Origin of the sequence: Microbacterium sp. (assembly GCF_031180975.1) — a bacterium.
Lineage (GTDB): Bacteria > Actinomycetota > Actinomycetes > Actinomycetales > Microbacteriaceae > Microbacterium.
In genome coordinates this window covers 335,962-352,193 of the sequence record NZ_JAPSLI010000003.1, presented here as the reverse complement: position 1 = coordinate 352,193, position 16,232 = coordinate 335,962, and the positions used below count along the sequence as shown (strand labels likewise).

At 71.1% G+C, this 16,232-nt stretch carries 15 protein-coding genes; 4 read left to right on the top strand and 11 right to left on the bottom strand.

Features of this window, described 5'->3' with window-relative positions:
* Window positions 1-159 precede the first annotated feature (159 nt).
* The 3 genes from RIF65_RS06490 to RIF65_RS06480 all read right to left on the bottom strand — a co-directional run bounded on the left by RIF65_RS06490 (window position 160) and on the right by RIF65_RS06480 (window position 3,703).
* On the bottom strand, window positions 160-615 hold the full coding sequence (locus RIF65_RS06490) for an SRPBCC family protein (RefSeq protein ID WP_309066499.1): 456 nt from the start codon (window positions 613-615) through the stop codon (window positions 160-162).
* 99 nt (window positions 616-714) lie between these two features.
* The gene (locus tag RIF65_RS06485; protein ID WP_309082497.1) at window positions 715-1,809 is read right to left on the bottom strand and encodes a VIT1/CCC1 transporter family protein; all 1,095 of its coding nucleotides are present in this window, start codon (window positions 1,807-1,809) and stop codon (window positions 715-717) included.
* Between the two features lie 151 nt (window positions 1,810-1,960).
* Window positions 1,961-3,703 carry a DEAD/DEAH box helicase gene (locus RIF65_RS06480; RefSeq protein ID WP_309066497.1) on the bottom strand — a complete coding sequence of 581 codons (1,743 nt, stop codon included), beginning with the start codon at window positions 3,701-3,703 and terminating at the stop codon, window positions 1,961-1,963.
* A 116-nt stretch (window positions 3,704-3,819) separates the two neighbouring features.
* On the opposite strand from RIF65_RS06480, the gene RIF65_RS06475 reads away from it, so the two are divergent.
* The gene (locus tag RIF65_RS06475; protein ID WP_309066496.1) at window positions 3,820-4,647 is read left to right on the top strand and encodes an SGNH/GDSL hydrolase family protein; all 828 of its coding nucleotides are present in this window, start codon (window positions 3,820-3,822) and stop codon (window positions 4,645-4,647) included.
* A 17-nt stretch (window positions 4,648-4,664) separates the two neighbouring features.
* Here the strand turns inward: RIF65_RS06475 and RIF65_RS06470 are convergent, their stop codons facing one another.
* On the bottom strand, window positions 4,665-5,465 hold the full coding sequence (locus RIF65_RS06470; RefSeq protein WP_309066495.1) for a TrmH family RNA methyltransferase: 801 nt from the start codon (window positions 5,463-5,465) through the stop codon (window positions 4,665-4,667).
* Window positions 5,466-5,544: 79 nt separating this feature from the next.
* Between RIF65_RS06470 and RIF65_RS06465 the strand changes: the two genes are divergently transcribed.
* Together RIF65_RS06465 and RIF65_RS06460 are read left to right on the top strand one after the other, a co-directional pair.
* On the top strand, window positions 5,545-6,423 hold the full coding sequence (locus tag RIF65_RS06465; RefSeq protein WP_309066494.1) for a Sir2 family NAD-dependent protein deacetylase: 879 nt from the start codon (window positions 5,545-5,547) through the stop codon (window positions 6,421-6,423).
* 9 nt (window positions 6,424-6,432) lie between these two features.
* The gene (locus RIF65_RS06460; protein ID WP_309066493.1) at window positions 6,433-7,071 is read left to right on the top strand and encodes a histidine phosphatase family protein; all 639 of its coding nucleotides are present in this window, start codon (window positions 6,433-6,435) and stop codon (window positions 7,069-7,071) included.
* A 15-nt stretch (window positions 7,072-7,086) separates the two neighbouring features.
* Here RIF65_RS06460 and RIF65_RS06455 read toward each other — a convergent pair whose 3' ends face one another.
* From RIF65_RS06455 to RIF65_RS06435, 5 genes are read right to left on the bottom strand one after another with little or no spacing between them, the layout of a single operon-like run.
* Window positions 7,087-7,890 carry an HpcH/HpaI aldolase/citrate lyase family protein gene (locus RIF65_RS06455; protein WP_309066504.1) on the bottom strand — a complete coding sequence of 268 codons (804 nt, stop codon included), beginning with the start codon at window positions 7,888-7,890 and terminating at the stop codon, window positions 7,087-7,089.
* Window positions 7,890-8,369, bottom strand: a complete 480-nt coding sequence (locus tag RIF65_RS06450) for a MaoC family dehydratase (protein ID WP_309066492.1) — start codon at window positions 8,367-8,369, stop codon at window positions 7,890-7,892. The genes RIF65_RS06455 and RIF65_RS06450 overlap by 1 nt, the downstream gene beginning before the upstream one ends.
* Before the next feature lie 10 nt (window positions 8,370-8,379).
* Window positions 8,380-9,534 carry an acyl-CoA dehydrogenase family protein gene (locus RIF65_RS06445; RefSeq protein WP_309066491.1) on the bottom strand — a complete coding sequence of 385 codons (1,155 nt, stop codon included), beginning with the start codon at window positions 9,532-9,534 and terminating at the stop codon, window positions 8,380-8,382.
* A complete protein-coding gene (locus tag RIF65_RS06440; RefSeq protein ID WP_309066490.1) occupies window positions 9,531-11,462 on the bottom strand; it encodes an acetyl/propionyl/methylcrotonyl-CoA carboxylase subunit alpha in 1,932 nt (643 codons plus the stop codon). Before RIF65_RS06440 ends, RIF65_RS06445 begins: the two co-directional genes overlap by 4 nt.
* Window positions 11,463-11,466: 4 nt before the next feature.
* Window positions 11,467-13,020 carry a carboxyl transferase domain-containing protein gene (locus tag RIF65_RS06435; protein ID WP_309066489.1) on the bottom strand — a complete coding sequence of 518 codons (1,554 nt, stop codon included), beginning with the start codon at window positions 13,018-13,020 and terminating at the stop codon, window positions 11,467-11,469.
* A 99-nt stretch (window positions 13,021-13,119) separates the two neighbouring features.
* Between RIF65_RS06435 and RIF65_RS06430 the strand changes: the two genes are divergently transcribed.
* Window positions 13,120-13,716: a TetR/AcrR family transcriptional regulator gene (locus RIF65_RS06430; RefSeq protein ID WP_309066488.1), complete on the top strand. Its 597-nt coding sequence runs from the start codon at window positions 13,120-13,122 to the stop codon at window positions 13,714-13,716.
* Between the two features lie 54 nt (window positions 13,717-13,770).
* On the opposite strand, the gene RIF65_RS06425 is transcribed toward RIF65_RS06430, so the two are convergent.
* Complete coding sequence (locus RIF65_RS06425) at window positions 13,771-15,201, bottom strand: dihydrolipoamide acetyltransferase family protein (RefSeq protein WP_309066487.1); 1,431 nt, start codon at window positions 15,199-15,201, stop codon at window positions 13,771-13,773.
* Window positions 15,198-16,232, bottom strand: a complete 1,035-nt coding sequence (locus tag RIF65_RS06420; protein WP_309066486.1) for an alpha-ketoacid dehydrogenase subunit beta — start codon at window positions 16,230-16,232, stop codon at window positions 15,198-15,200. The genes RIF65_RS06425 and RIF65_RS06420 overlap by 4 nt, the downstream gene beginning before the upstream one ends.

Here is a 16,232-nt window from a genome sequence, read left to right as displayed (position 1 = left end):
ACCAAACAACGTGCCGAGTTCGTCGGAGGCTTCACGACTATGGATCGTGAACCATACCGATCCCCGTTCTACCGCGAAATCACGCGGCTAATACGAGAACCCGTCCACACTTTCTTGCCGATAACCCACCACCTCCGACTCAGCCGAGCGGAAGCACGCTCACCTCTCCACGTCACCCCGCCACGCGCCGGTCGCCGACCCGCGCCCTTCGATGAACTCCTTGAAGTTCTCCAGGTCCTTCTTCACGGCGTGCGAGCCGGCGCCGACCAGGCTGCCCAGCTTCTCCAGCATCCCCGTCGGCTCCCAATCGATCTGCACGGTGACCCGCGTCGACGAGTCGGTGAGCTTGTGGAACGTCACCGCACCCGCATGCGCGGTTTCGCCGCCGATGCTGCGCCACGCCACCCGCTCATCCGGGTGCTGCTCGGTGATCTCCGCGTCGAACTCGCGCTCGGCACCGGCCACGTTCACCTTCCAATGCGTGTGCGTGTCGTCGACCTGTGTGATGGAGACGACCTCCTCGAGGAACTCGGGGAAGCTCTCGAACTGAGTCCACTGGTTGTACGCCACGGTGACGGGGACATCGACGTCGACGGTCTCGATGATCTGGGCCATCTGAACTCCTCGTTTCTCTTCGATCGGAGTTCCAGTCAGCACCATCGTTCGGATTAGCAAGAGGGGGTTGACGGGCGGCTGCCGTCCCACCACCCTGCGTCAGACCGCTCCCACCCCGAACACCAGCCCCAGCAGATATGTGATCGCCGCCGCCCCGAAGCCGATCAGCAGCTGGCGCAGCGCACGGCGCAGCGGTGGGCCGCCGGAGAGGATGCCGACCATCGCGCCCGTGGTGAGCAGCGCTATGCCGACGAGCGCGAGAGCAGCGACGATGGCGGTGGTGCCACTCAGGCCGAAGATCCAGGGCAGCACAGGGACGATGGCACCCGATCCGAAGAGCAGGAAGCTGGAGATCGCCGCCGACCAGTCCCCGCCGACCACCTCGTGGTCGTCATGCGCCGCGTGCGTGCCGATGGGGCCGGTCGCGTTGCGACGGACACCGGCCTGCGCGGCCTCGACGATGCGCTGGGCGCGCGCAAGCGCCTCGGCCTGGTCCATGCCCCGGGCTCGGTACACGAGCGCGAGCTCGTTGGCGTCGATGTCGAGATCGGCGGCGTTCGCGTCGGCAGCGCCGTTCGCTTCGGTGGCGGCGAGCAGCTCGCGCTGGGACCGCACCGACACGAACTCGCCGGCGCCCATGGACAGCGCACCCGCCAGCAGGCCGGCGATGCCGCTGAACAGCACGAAACCCGGGGCTACGCCCGTGGCGCCGATGCCCAGCACGAGCGCGAGGTTGGACACCAGCCCGTCGTTCGCGCCGAACACGGCCGCACGGAACGACCCGGACAGCCGGCGCCGCCCGCGGGCTGCCAGTCCGCGCACGACCTCGTAGTGCACCTTCTCGTCGGCGCGCATGGCAGGGGTGGCGAACTGCTCGGAGTCGTAGGGCGAGCGCGCTTCCGCGCTCTGCGCGAGCGCCAGCACGAAGATCGACCCGAAGCGCCCCGCCATCCAGCCGAGCAGGCGGGAGCGGATGCCGGCGCGCGGCAATCTGGTCGGCTCGCCGCCGAGCAGCTCCAGCCAGTGCTGCTCGTGGCGGCTTTCGGCGTCGGCCAGCGACTGCAGGATTTCCCGCTCCTCGCCCGAACGGCGGGCGGCCAGACGTCGGTACACAGCGCCCTCGGCGCGCTCCTCGACGAGGTAGCGGGCCCAGCGTCTGCGGTCGGCTGCGGTGGACTCTGCGGGCGCGGTCATGGAACCTCCGTGCTCGGTTGGGGATCCCTCCACGCTATCGACCGGCGACGACGCGTCGGGCCCGGATGCCGGGATTGCCAGCATTTCGGGGATCCGAAGGTCTCCGGTCGCCAGAGAGCGTGACGAGTGCGCTCAGGGACTTAGCCCCAAGTCAGGAGCGCACGCGTTTGCGGAGCACGTCGATGCGAGCCTGCAGCTGAGCCACCGTCGCCTGGGCGACCGCGGGTCCGCCGCACACCCGTCGCAGCTCGGCGTGCACGGCGCCGTGCGGCTCCCCGCTCTGCCGCGCGTACAGGCCGACCAGGCTGTTCAGCAGTTGGCGCTGCTCGCGCAGCGTACGGTGCAGGGGCGGCGGAAGGGTCGTGGTCTGCTCCGGCGGCTGCGTAGCCTCGCGGGCCTCGCGCAGTCGGCTCTGCCTGGCCTGTCGCTGCATGAGCAGCTCGTGCACGTGCTCGGGTTCGAGGAGTCCGGGGATGCCGATGAACTCCTCCTCCTCCGGCGTCCCGGGTTCGGCGAGCTGGCCGAACTCCTTGCCTTCGAACACGACGCGGTCGAAGTGCGCGACCGACGAGATGGCCTGGTAGCTGAACTCCTGAGTGAGCGCGTCCGAAGCCTCCTCCTCACGGTTCGCGCTTTCGATCAGCGAGTCGTCGAGCCCATCGTCGTCCTTCGACTGACGGTCGAGGGCATGATCGCGCTGGCGCTCCATCTCGTTGGCGAGCTTCATGAGCACCGGCACGTTGGGCAGGAAGACGCTCGCGGCCTCGCCCCGGCGCCGGGCACGCACGAACCGGCCGATCGCCTGGGCGAAGAACAGCGGTGTGGACGACGACGTGGCATACACGCCGACGGCCAGCCTCGGGACATCCACGCCCTCCGACACCATGCGGACGGCGACCATCCACCTGCTGTTCCCGGCGCTGAACTTCTCGATCCGCTCCGACGCGGTCGCGTCGTCCGAGAGCACGACGGTGGGGCGCTCCCCCGTGATGCTGTGCAGGATTTTCGCGTAGGCGCGGGCGACGGTCTGATCCGTCGCGAGCACCAGCCCACCGGCATCCGGGACGTGGTGGCGGATCTCGGTCAGCCGACGGTCCGCGGCCGACAGCACCGCCGGCATCCACTCCCCCTCCGGGTCGAGCGCGGTGCGCCACGCCTGAGAGGTCACGTCCTTGGTGTTGTCCTGACCGAGGTGCGCCTCCAGCTCGTCGCCCGCGCTGGTGCGCCAGCGCATCTTGCCCGCGTACATGTGGAACAGCACGGGACGCACGACGCCGTCGGCCAGGGCTCGTCCGTAGCCGTAGCGGTAGTCGGTGCTCGACACGCGCGCGCCGGTCTCGTCGGGCAGGTACTCGACGAATGGGATCGGGGCCGTGTCGCTGCGGAACGGGGTACCCGACAGCAGCAGCCGGCGCTTCGCGGGCGTGTACGCGTCGCGGATGGCGTCGCCCCAGCTGAGCGCGTCGCCCCCGTGATGCACCTCGTCGAGGATGACCAGCGTCTTCGCCGACTCGGTGAGGTGGCGGTGCACAGAGGACCTCGCCGCCACCTGCGCGTACGTGACGACCACCCCGTGGTACTGCCGCGACGGCGCCCAGTGACTGTTTCGGAAGCGGGGATCGAGGCGGATGTGCACGCGCGCGGCGGCATCCGCCCACTGCGTCTTGAGGTGCTCGGTGGGGGCGACGACGATGATCCGGTCCACCTCGCCCATGCGCAGCAGTTCGACGGCGAGGGTCAGGGCGAACGTGGTCTTACCGGCGCCCGGGGTCGCCGCGACGAGGAAGTCGCGCTGATCGGCCTGGAAGTAGGCATCGAGGGCCTCCCTCTGCCAGGCCCTCAGCTTGTCGGCGGTGCCCCACGGGGCGCGCTGAGGGAAGGACGGAGAAAGCATCGCTTCAACGATAAGCCAGGCCGCCGACGCCGCCCGCCGAGGGGTGCGGACGTTGGTAGGCTCGCATGCGGCGCGATCAGCACCCCCGATCGTGCCGCATGCCGGAGGAGGGCACGATGAGCGATCAGGAATCGTCTCGCACCCCGTACGTCCCGAACGAGGGGCCGCACCCGTGGCGGCGCTTCGTCGCCCTCGGCGACTCGTTCACGGAGGGCATCGGCGATCCCGATCCCGCCGTGCCCGGAGGGCACCGAGGATGGGCCGACCGCGTGGCGGAGGTTCTCGCGCAGGACGTCGACGATTTCGCGTACGCGAATCTCGCCGTGCGTGGCAAGCTCATCGCCCAGATCGTCGCCGCGCAGGTGGAGCCGGCGATCGCGCTCAAGCCCGACCTGATCTCGCTGTGCGCGGGCGGCAACGACGTCATCCGCCCTGGCACCGACCCCGACAACATCGCTGTACAGCTCGACGACGCCGTGTCCCGCCTCGCTGCGACGGGCGCCGCCATCGTGCTGTTCACCGGCATCGACACCGGCTTCACCCCGGTGTTCCGGCCGTTCCGCGGCAAGGTCGCCATCTACAACGAGAACGTGCGCTCCATCGCCGACCGGTACGACTGCATCGTCGCCGACCAGTGGGCGCTGAAGGTCGTGCAGGACGCGCGCTTCTTCGCGGACGACCGTCTGCACTACAACGCGCTCGGGCACCACGAGGTGGCGCGCATGGTGCTGCGGGCCCTGAACGTCCCGAACGACCTGCAGCCGATGCGGCCGGATCCGGTGCCGTCGCGCACCTGGCGTCAGGCCCGTGCGGAGGACATCAGCTGGGCGCGCGAGCATCTCGTGCCCTGGGTGCTGCGCCGCCTCCGGCACCAGTCGTCCGGCGACAATGTGTCGGCGAAGCGGCCGAAAGCCGTGCCGTACCTGCCGCGCGACGACACCTGAACGCCGGGGCGGCGCCGTCAGTGCGTCATCGCCCACAGCGCCACGGCGGCGGCAGACGCGACGTTCAGCGAGTCCACGCCGCCCGCCATCGGGATGGTGACGATGGTGTCGGCCGCGTCCAGTGCCCGGGCCGACAGGCCGTCGCCCTCGGTGCCCAACACCAGAGCCACACGCTCGGGCCGCGCCGCGGCGTAGACGTCGAGCGGGACGGCGTCGTCGCTCAGCGCGAGCGCGGCGAGGTGGAACCCGTGAGCGTGGAGTTCGGACGCGTCTTCCTGCCACTCTCCGATGCGAGTCCACGGCACCTGGAACACCGTGCCCATGCTCACCCGCACACTGCGCCGGTAGAGGGGATCGCCGCAGCGCGGCGAGACGAGCACGGCGTCGGCGCCGAGACCGGCGGCGGCGCGGAACGCGGCGCCGACGTTGGTCGGGTCCGCGATGTCCTCCAGCACCAGGACCAGCCGGGCATCCCGCACGACCTCGCCGACCGTCGGCAGGCGCGGGCGGTGCATGGCAGCCAGGGCGCCGCGGTGCACGGCGAAACCGGTCACCCGCTCGGCGACGTCGTCCGGCACGACGAAGGCCGGGACGTCCCTGTCCTCCATGAGGGAGCCGACCTGCGCGAGCCACTTCTCCTGGATGAGTACCGACCGCGGTTCGTGCCCGGCGGCAAGGGCGCGTTCGATGACCTTCGCGGATTCGGCCATGTAGAGGCCCGCCCCCGGCTCGTGCGCGCGCCGCAGCGCAACGTCCGTCAGCGAGCGGTAGTCGTCGAGGCGCGGGTCGTCGGGATCGGTGACGTGAACGACGTGCATGGCTCCACTCTTCCAGGCCCGAAGCCGTGTCCGATCACCTCCCGGCGCCCGTCCCTCTCGTGCAGCTTAGACTCGCTGGGTGCGTGCGAGCGAGCAGGCCGCCGAGACCGACGGCGAACTGGATGAAGCGATCGAGCAGGCGGCGCAGATCCTGCGCGGCCGAGCGGTCGCGGTGCTGACCGGCGCCGGGATCTCCACGGACTCCGGCATCCCGGCCTACCGCGGCGCCGGTGCGCGCCGCAGGGCGAATCCGATGACGATCCAGACCTACCTCGCGGACGAGGAGGCGCGTCGCCGGTATTGGCTGGGCGGACACCTCGGCTGGCGCGCCTTCACCTCCCCCGAACCGAATCCTGGCCACGTCGCCCTGGCCGAGCTGGAGCGGGCCGGCCTGGTCAGCGGAGTCGTCACCCAGAACGTGGACGGGCTGCACCTGCGCGCCGGCAGCTCGAAGGTGGTGGAGATCCACGGCACCATGCATCGCGTGCTGTGCCTGGACTGCGGGCAGGTCTTCGACCGCCGCGCGGTCGCCGAACGACTCCAGGCCCTCAACCCGTGGGTGACGCGCCCGGAGCGGATCGAACTGAATCCGGACGGCGACGTCACGCCGGAGAGCACGGCGGGATTCGTCATTCCGCCGTGCACCGTCTGCGGCGGCATGCTGAAACCCGAGGTGGTCTTCTTCGGCGAGTACGTGCCGAGTGCGCGCTTCCGAGCCGCGGAGTCGCTCCTGCGCGCGTCCGACGCGCTGCTCGTGGCGGGCACATCACTGGCAGTCAACTCCGGGGTCCGGATCATCGAGCGGGCTCGCCGCCGCGGCATCCCGCTCGTCATCGTCAACCACGAGCCGACCCGAGCGGATGCCTGGGCGGATGCCGTCATCGCCGGCGGCACCACACCCGTGCTGACCGGCCTCGCCCGCGCGCTCACGGCGCAACGCCAGCGTGCCCTCACGTAGTCTCGAGGGGTGACCCTCCTCACTCTCGTGCGCCATGGCCAGACCGACTGGAACCTCGCGCGCCGCATCCAGGGCTCGACCGACATCCCGCTGAACCACACCGGACGTGCCGATGCGCACGCCGCCGCGGCGGTACTCGCCGATCTGCGGCCGGACGCCATCTACGCCAGCCCGCTGGTGCGTGCGCGGGAGACCGCGCAGATCATCGCCGGCGAGCTGGGGCTGTCCGACCCCGGGGTGACCCGCGGGCTGCGGGAGCGCGAGTTCGGCGACGGAGAGGGGATGCTGGTCGCCGACTATCTGTCCCGATACGGCGATTGGCACGCGGAGGTTCCCGGTGCGGAGACCATGGCGCAGGTGCGCGACCGCGTCCTGGACTCGCTCGAGCGCATCGTGCGCGCGTCACGTCGGCGTTCTGCACCCCGGGCCGAGTCCATCGTCGTCGTGAGCCACGGCGGTGTCATCCGCGCCCTGCTCCAGCACGTGTCGGGCGGAACGCTGCCCAGAGAGGGCGACGTGCTGCGCAACGGATCGGTGCACCGCTTCCTCGCCGAGCGCGGAACGCTGCGCCTGCTCGACGAGGTGCCTGTGCAGGTCGTCACGGTCGCGGACACCGCCGTCGTCACGGCGGAGACCGTCGAAGCCTGACACGCTGAGACGAGGTCACGCGCGGGCCAGCAGCGATCGAGCGTGCCGCAGCACCGGCTCGTCGATCATGCGGCCCTGGAAGCGGAACACGCCCCGCTCCCCTTCGGCGGCGGCGAGCACGGCGCGCGCCCACGCCAGCGTGTCCTCGTCGGGCCGGTAGGCGGCGCGGATGATCGGCACCTGCCGCGGGTGGATGCAGGCGGTCGCCCGGAAGCCGGATGCCACGGCATCCGCCGCCTCGGCGGCCAGCCCGTCCTCGTCGTCGATGTCCAGGTGCACGGCGTCGATGGCGGCCTTGCCGTGCGCCCCGGCGGCGAGCAGCACCTGGGCGCGGGCGACACGGGCCACGTCCCGGTAGCGCCCGTCCGCGAAGCGACTGGCGGTGCCGCCGAGAGAAGCGACCAGGTCCTCCGCGCCCCACATCAGCCCGGCGGCCCGGGGATGCGCGGCGATGGCATCGGCCGCTTGCACTCCGCGCGCCGTCTCGCACAGCGCGAGCACGCGGTAGTCCTCCGTGAACACGTCGAGCGCCCCGGCATCCTCTGTCTTCGCCGCCATCACCGTCCGGAAACGGGTGCGTGCGACTGCGGCGAGGTCGGCGTCGAACTCCGCCGACCCCGGTGGGTTCAGTCGCACGATCACGCGGGTCGGGTCCAGGTCGGCGGCGACGATGTTCTCGCGCGCAGTGCCCTTCGCGTCGGGCAGCACCGCATCCTCCAGGTCGAGGATGACGGCATCCGCCTTCGCCAGCGCGCCGGCGAAGCGCTCCGGCCGGTCCGCCGGGCAGAACAGCAGCGCGGGCCCGAGCTCGAACTCCATCATTCCCCCTCCTGCGGCAGGCAGTGCACCAGCACCGTGCGCGTCGCCGTGGCGACCACCGTGCCGTCCTGGTTGCGTCCGGTGTGCGCGATCGTGCAGATCCCCTGACCCGGGCGCGACGACGACAGCCGCTTGTCGGTGATCACGCTCTCGGTGTACAGCGTGTCGCCGGCGAACAGCGGATGCGGGAACGCGATGTCGCCGAGGCCGAGCTGTGCCACCAGCGTGCCCTGGGTCAGTTGCGCCACCGACGCGCCGACCATGGTCGACAGCGTCCACATCGAGTTCATCAGCCGCTGCCCGAACGGCTGCTGCGCCCCGGCGAACGCGGCGTCCAGGTGCAGTGCCTGCGTGTTCATGGTCAGCGTCGTGAACAGCACGTTGTCGGCCTCCGTCGCCGTGCGGCCCGGCCGGTGCAGGTATCGGGCGCCGACCTCGAACTCCTCGTAGTACAGCCCGCGCTGGACGATGTCGGTCATGCCGCTCACGCTACCCCGCGAGCCCCAGACCGCGTGCGATCACGAGCAGCTGCACCTCGGTCGTGCCCTCCCCGATCTCCAGGATCTTCGAGTCGCGGTAGTGCCGCGCGACCGGGTACTCGTTCATGAACCCGTTGCCACCGAAGATCTGGGTGGCGTCGCGGGCGTTGTCCATCGCCGCCTCGCCGGAGACGAGCTTCGCGATCGCGGCCGCCTCGGCGAACGGCTTGCCGGCGTCACGCAGCCTGGCCGCGTGATGCCACGCCAGCCGCGCGGTGTGCACCCTGGCGCGCATCCGCGCGAGTGTGAACTGCGCGTTCTGCCTGGTGCTCAGCGCCGCCCCGAACACCGTGCGCTTCTGGGCGTAGTCGACCGCCGCTTCCAGGCACCCCTCCGCCGCGCCGGTCGCGAGCGCCGCGATGGCGATGCGGCCCTCGTCGAGGATGATGAGGAAGTTGCGGAACCCCTGCCCGCGCTCCCCCAGCAGGTTCTCCGCCGGCACGCGCACGCCCTGCAGCGTGAGCGGATGCGTGTCGGAGGCGTTCCAGCCGACCTTGTCGTAGGCGGGCTCGACGGTGAACCCGGGTGTGCCGTTCGGCACGATGATCGTCGAGATCTCCTTGCGCCCGTCCGGCCCGCGGCCCGTGACGGCGGTCACGGTCACGAAGCGGGTGATGGCGGTTCCGGAGTTGGTGATGAACTGCTTCGTGCCGTCGATCACCCATTCGTCACCATCCAGGCGCGCGGTGGTGCGGGTCGCCCCGGCGTCGCTGCCCGCCTCCGGCTCGGTGAGCCCGAACCCCGCGAGCGCCTCGCCGGCGAGCAGCGATGGCAGGTACTCGGCCTTCTGCTCCTCGGTGCCGAACCGGTACACCGGCATGGCGCCCAGGCTGACTCCCGCCTCGAGCGTGATCGCGATGGACTGGTCGACACGGCCGAGCGCCTCGATCGCGATGCCGAGCGCGAGGTAGTCGCCGCCCTGCCCGCCGTACTCCTCGGGGAACGGCAGCCCGAACAGGCCGAGCTCGCCCATCTGGCGCACGACGTCCAGGTTCAGCGTGTGGGTGCGATCGGCCTCGTACGCCTGCGGGGCGACCACCTGGTCGGCGAAGTCTCGCACCATCGCGGCCAGTTCGCGCTGCTCGTCGTCGAGATCCTCGGTCATGCCTGCTCCTCCTCGTCCACGCGGGCGACCGGTTGGTCGCGCCGCACCTGGTCACCGACGGCGACCAGCAGGTGCACCGTGCCGTCGTGCGGCGCGAGCACCGGGTGCTCCATCTTCATCGCCTCGATCGAGACGAGCGGATCGCCCGCCCGCACCGTCGCACCGTCGGCGACGTGCACCGCGACGACGCTGCCGGGCATGGGGGCGCGGCCCTCGGGCGCGCGCGGGCCGCTCTCCGGCATCCGTTCGGCCAGCCGCCGCTCCATGCGGGCCCGCCGGCTCAGTGGCCGCAGCCGCACGGTGCGGCCGTCCTCGGCGACCCAGACCGCACCGTCGGCGTCGACCGCGCTGCGTACATCGAGTGCGGCGGAGGCCGCTCCCTCAGGCGCCTCCACCACCTCGTCGTCGTCGGTGAGGAACGCCGGGCGCGGCGGGGCGGCGCTGCCACCCAGCCGCCACCCCGTCAGCTGCCGCCACAGTGGGCTGACGTCGTCGTCCGTCGCGTCGGGGGCGGGAAGAGCGGATGCCGCCGCACGCAGCATCCGCTCGCTCGGCGGCTCCGCGCGAAACGGCAGCAGCGTTTCGATCAGACCGGTGTCCAGGTCGCCGGCCCGCACCCGCTCGTCCTGACAGAGCGCACGGAGGAACGCGATGTTCGTCTCGACACCGAGCACGACCGTGCGTGCGAGCGCGGCGTCCAGCCGACGAAGCGCGGTCTCCCGATCGGGACCCTCCGCGATCACCTTCGCGATCATCGGGTCGTAGAAGCCGGTGACCTCCGACCCGGTCTCGATCGCGGCGTCCACGCGCACACCGGCCGGCGGATCGAACAGCAGGACGCTGCCGGTCTGCGGCAGGAATCCGCGCTCGGGTGATTCGGCGTACACGCGGGCCTCGACGGCGTGCCCCCGCACGGCGGGAGGTTCCGGCAGCGCTCCGCCGGCCGCGATCGCCAGTTGGAGGGCGACGAGGTCGCGTCCGGTGACCAGCTCTGTGACCGGGTGCTCGACCTGCAGGCGGGTGTTCATCTCGATGAAGAACACCTCGTCCATGGCATCCGCATCGACGAGGAACTCGACCGTGCCCGCCCCGACGTAGTCGACGCTGCGAGCGGCGCGGACCGCCGCGTCGAGCAGCCGCGTGCGCAACTCGTGCGGCAGTCCGGCCGCGGGCGCCTCCTCGATGACCTTCTGGTGCCGCCGCTGCAGCGTGCATTCCCGCTCGCCGAAGGCCTGCACAGTGCCGTGCCGGTCGCCGAACACCTGCACCTCGATGTGGCGGGGGCGGCGGATGAGCCGCTCCAGCACCAGCGCGTCGTCGCCGAACGCCGCCGCCGCCACGCGCCGTGCGGTGGCGAGCGCCGCATCCAGCGCTGCGGGCTCGTGGACGCTCTCCATGCCCTTGCCTCCGCCGCCCGCGCTCGGTTTCACGAGCAGCGGATAGCCGATGTCGTCGGCGCGTCGCCGGATCTCGTCATCGTCGAGGCCGACGGCGCTGAAGCCGGGCACCACCGGCACGCCGTGCGCGGTGACGTGCTCGCGAGCGCGGGCCTTGTCACCCATCACCTCGAGCGCTCTGGCATCCGGGCCGATGAAGACGATGCCTGCGTCGGCGCAGGCGGCGGCCAGCGCGGTGCTCTCGGACAGGAAGCCGTACCCGGGGTGGATCGCCTGGGCCCCGGTCTCAAGGGCGGCGGCCACGATCGCCTCGACCCGCAGGTACGACTCCGCTGCCGGCGCGGTGCCGATGCGCACCGCGTGGTCCGCCTCGCGCACATGCGGGGCGTTCGCGTCCGCGTCGCTGTACACGGCGACACTGCGGATGCCGAGTTCGCGCAGCGTGCGGATGACGCGACGTGCGATCTCGCCGCGGTTCGCGACGAGCACCGTCTCGAAGCCGCGGACGGCGGAAGCGGCGGGGACGGTCATGGCATCACATCCGGAAGAGGCCGAAGCCGGGTTCGGGCAGGGGCGTACGGGAGACGACGTCGAGCGCGAGGCCGAGCAGGTCCCGGGTCTGGTCGGGGTCGACGATGCCGTCGTCCCACAGCCGTGCCGTGGCGTAGTAGGGCTCGCCCTGGTGCTCGTACTGCTCACGGACCGGCGCTTCGAAAGCAGCCCGCTCCTCGGGGGTCCAGCTCTCACCCGCTGCCGTGAGCTGGTCCTCCTTGACGGTCGCCAGCACGGATGCCGCCTGCGCGCCCCCCATGACCGAGATGCGGCTGGCCGGCCAGGTCCACAGGAACCGCGGCGAATACGCGCGCCCGCACATCGAGTAGTTGCCGGCGCCGAACGAGCCGCCGATGATCACCGTGAGCTTGGGCACGCGCGTGGTGGCGACGGCGGTGACCATCTTGGCGCCGTCCTTGGCGATGCCACCCGCCTCGGCCTCGGTGCCGACCATGAAGCCCGTGATGTTCTGCAGGAACAGCAGCGGGATGCCGCGCTGGTCGCAGAGCTCGATGAAGTGGGCGCCCTTCAGCGCCGATTCCCCGAACAGCACACCGTTGTTGGCGACGATGCCGACCGGATGCCCGTGCAGCAGGGCGAAACCGGTGATCAGGGTGGTGCCGTACTCGCGCTTGAACTCGCGGAAGCTCTCGCCGTCGACCAGACGGACGATCACCTCGCGGACGTCGTAGGCGGCGTTGACGTCCACCGGCACGACGTCGTGCAGGCTGCCGGTCTCGGAGGGCGGGCGCGACGGCAGCACCCGCCATGCCGGTTCCGACGGACGCGGCAGCGTGGCGACGATGTCGCGCAGGATCTCCAGGGCGTGCTCGTCATCCTCCGCGAGGTGATCGACGACGCCCGACCGGCGGGCGTGAAGCTCGCCGCCGCCGAGCTCCTCGGCACTGACCACTTCCCCGATCGCCGCCTTCACCAGCGGCGGCCCGCCTAGGAAGATCGTGCCCTGGTTGCGGACGATCACGGTCTCGTCGCTCATGGCGGGCACGTACGCGCCACCGGCGGTGCACGATCCGAGCACGGCCGCCAGCTGCGGGACGCCCTCCGCGGACATCCGCGCCTGGTTGAAGAAGATCCGTCCGAAATGGTCGCGGTCGGGGAAGACCTCGTCCTGCTTGGGCAGGAACGCTCCGCCGGAGTCGACGAGGTACAGACACGGCAGGCGATTCTCCCTGGCGACTTCCTGCGCGCGCAGGTGCTTCTTCACCGTGAGCGGGAAGTACGTCCCACCCTTGACCGTCGGATCGTTGCAGATCACCATCACGTGGCGACCGTGCACGAGGCCGATGCCGGCGATGACCCCCGCCCCCGGCGCCTCTCCCCCGTACAGCCCGTGCGCGGCGAGCGGCGCGATCTCGACGAACGGGCTGCCCTCGTCGAGCAAACGGGCCACGCGGTCGCGCGGCAGCAGCTTGCCGCGTGCGACGTGCCGCTGCCGGGAACGCTCCGGTCCGCCCAGCGCGGCACGGGCGAGGGTCTCCTGCAGCTCGTCGGCGAGTGCCTGCTGGGTGACGGGCATCGCGGTCCTCCTCGACTCACGAAATACTGTGGCGCGGTGAGCACCGACTCGGTTAGTGTTCACTAACCCGATTATTCAGGTTAGCGAGGATTAACCGAAATGACAACGCCCGTCACCGCCCGTGACCGCGCGAAGGCGGAGCGCACCGACGCGATCCTGCGCGCCGCCGCGCAGCTGTTCGCGCTGCGCGGCTATTCGGGTGTCAGCCTGGAGGAGATCGGGACGGCCGTCGGCGTGTCGGGGCCTGCGGTGTACCGGCACTTCTCCGGCAAGCAGGCCCTGCTCGGTGCCGTGCTGATCAAGGTGAGCCTGGACCTGGTCGAGGGTGGGCGGGCCGTGGCGGCATCCGTCGCCGACGACGAGGAGCGGATGCGGGAGCTCATCCGCTTCCACGTCGGATTCGCGCTCGGCAACCCCGACGTCATCCGCGTGCAGGACCGCGACCTCCCCCACCTCTCCGAGGAGGACGGCGCCCAGGTGCGGCGGCTCCAGCGCGAGTACATCGACATCTGGATCGCAGCGCTCGCCCCCGTACAGCCGGTCGCGCAGGACGAGTTGCGACTGCGCGTTCAGGCGTGCTTCGGGCTGATCAACTCCACCCCGCACAGCACGAGGCAGGCGATGCGCTCGAAGGGGACCACGGCCGCGGTGCTGGCGTCGATGGCGTACGCGGCTCTCATCGCCCGGGCCGGCTGACCCGATCGGCCGGCCGACCTGATCGGCCGGCCGGCCCGCGGCGGGTCTCGGGCGTCAGCGACCGCCGTGCAGCATGGCGCGGCCCGGCTCCTCGAGAATGTCGGCGACATCCTTGAGGAAGCGTGCGCCCTCCGCACCGTCGACGAGACGATGGTCGAACGACAGGCTCAGCGTCATCACCTGGCGCAGCGCGATCTCGCCGCGGTACTCCCATGGCTGACGACGGACGGCTCCCACCGCCAGGATGCCGGACTGCCCCGGCGGGAGGATCGGGGTGCCCGCGTCGATGCCGAACACGCCGATGTTCGTGATCGAGAACGTGCCGCCCGCCAGCTCCGCTGGGCTCGTCCGGCCCGACCGCGCCGTCTCGGTGAGCGTCTGCAGGGCGTCCGCCAGTCCGATGAGCGAGAGCCGGTCGGCGTCCCGGATGTTCGGCACGATGAGCCCGCGGTCAGTGGCGGCGGCGATCCCCAGGTCCACGTAGTGGTACTGGACGATCTCCCCGGCCTGCTCATCCCAGTGGGCGTTCAGGCTGGGGTTGCTGCCGAGCGCGAGGCACACCGCCTTCGCGACCAGCACCAGCGGCCCGATGCGATGCCCGGTGAGGGCACGGTCGCTCCGGAGCTTCTCGATCAGTTCCATGCTCGCGGTGACGTCGACGGTGTGGAACGTCGTGACGTGCGGTGCGGTGAACGCGCTCTGCACCATCGCCTGGGCGGTGTGCTTGCGCACACCGCGGACCGGGATGCGGGTCTCGCCGCGTTCCCCGGACGGCGGCGCGAGCGTCGGCGTCTCGATCCGTTCCTCGGTCGCCGGGATGGCTGCCGGTGCCGTCGCCCCGACACGCTCGGCATAGGCGTCGACGTCAGCCCGCGTGATCACCCGGTCGCCGACCTCGGCGGCGACCAGCGTCAGGTCGACGCCGAGCCGCTTCGCGTGCGCACGGACCGGCGGCGTCGACCGGGGACGCTCGCCGACACGCGGCTCCGCGGCCGTGGCGGGGAGTGCGTCGTGCGGGGCTGCTTCGATGACGGCCGCGTCGACGGCCCGTGAGGTCGCGGGGGCACCTCGACGGGCACGCCGCGCGGGACGTGCCCCGGAGGCCGGTGCCGCGCCGTATCCGACGAGGTTCGGCTGCGTGGTCTCGCCCGCGGAGGTGTCCTTCTCCGTCGTGGTCCCGTCCGCCGCTGGATCGTCCGCAGCGGCAGTCGACGTGGCCTCGCCTCCGGCATCCGACCCGCTCTCGCCGCCGACCTCGAACGCGATCAGCGGCGATCCGACCGCGACGGTGTCGCCGGCCTCGGCGTGCAGGGTGGCGACGGTGCCCTCGTACGGGGAGGGCAGTTCGACGACCGCCTTCGCGGTCTCGACTTCGGCGAGGGTCTGGTTCAGCGTCACGGGGTCACCGGGCTGCACGAGCCACTGTACGACCTCCGCCTCGGTGAGTCCCTCTCCGAGATCCGGCAGGCGGAACTCCGCGATCATCGCTGACCGCCGTTCGCGCCGGCATCGGTCGCGCCGCTCAGGCTGTTCGGTCGGTCCATCAGCCGGTCGACGGCGTCGAGGATCCGATCCAGGTCGGGTAGGTGGTGCTTCTCCAGCTTCGCGGGCGGGTACGGGATGTCATGGCCGGTGACGCGCAGCGGCGGTGATTCCAGGTACTCGAAGCACAACTCGGTGATGCTGGCGATGACTTCCGCCGCCATACCGGCTTCGCGGGAGGCCTCGTGCGCGACGACCACCCGGCCGGTGCGCCGCACGGACGCGGCGACGGTGCCGTAGTCGACCGGCGACAGCGAACGCAGGTCGATGACCTCGAGGGACAGCCCGTCGTCCTCCGCGGCAGCGGCCGCATCGAGGGCCGTCCCGACCATCGCCCCGTAGGTGATGACGGTTGCATCGGTGCCGCTGCGGGCCACGCGGGCGAGTCCCATCGGCGGCGCATCCGCCAGCGACGCGGCGAGATCGACTTCGCCCTTGTGGTGGTACAGCCGTTTGGGCTCGAAGAAGATGACGGGGTCGTCGCTCGCGATCGCCTGACGGAGGCAGGTGTAAGCGTCCTGCGGGTTGGACACGGCGACCACGCGCAGGCCGGCGGTGTGCACGAAGTACGCCTCCGGCGACTCCGAGTGGTGCTCCGCAGCGCCGATGCCGCCGGCCCAGGGGATGCGGATCGTGATCGGCATCTTCACCCGGCCCTGCGTGCGGTAGTGCAGCTTCGCCACCTGGGAGACGATCTGGTCGAAGGCGGGATAGACGAAGCCGTCGAACTGGATCTCGACCACGGGTCGGTAGCCGCGGAACGCCAGCCCGACGGCGGTGCCCACGATGCCGGACTCCGCCAGTGGCGTGTCGATGATGCGCTTCGCGCCGAACTCGTCGAGGAGTCCGTCGGTGATGCGGAAGACCCCGCCGAGCGTCCCGATGTCCTCGCCGAGCAGCACCACCTTGTCGTCGTCCCGCAGGGCCTGACGGAGGCCGGCGTTCAACGCCTTGCCCAGGGTCATCTCGGCCAT